This is a genomic window from Alteripontixanthobacter muriae, assembly GCF_013336795.1.
Classification (GTDB): domain Bacteria; phylum Pseudomonadota; class Alphaproteobacteria; order Sphingomonadales; family Sphingomonadaceae; genus Pseudopontixanthobacter; species Pseudopontixanthobacter muriae.
The window spans coordinates 1-209 of the sequence record NZ_JAAFZT010000046.1; the positions used below are offsets into that span (position 1 = coordinate 1).

Here is a 209-nt window from a genome sequence, read left to right on the forward strand (position 1 = left end):
ATGAAGAAGGATCTGGCGATCAGGGCGCTGGATATGGCGGTGCGCCTGCGCCAGCCTCCAGAAGGCTGCCTTTTCCATTCGGATCGCGGCAGCCAATATTGTTCTTACGACTATCAGAAAAAGCTGCAGGCCTATGGCCTGCGTCCATCGATGAGCGGCAAGGGAAATTGTTACGACAACGCCTCCGTCGAGACATTCTTCAAATCCCT

The 209-nt window shown here is 54.5% G+C and carries 1 protein-coding gene; it reads left to right on the forward strand.

All coding sequences use genetic code 11. From position 1 onward, the window contains the following. Window positions 1-209 (forward strand): DDE-type integrase/transposase/recombinase (locus G7A66_RS12925; protein ID WP_174296100.1); only part of this gene is annotated, 209 nt, incomplete at both ends.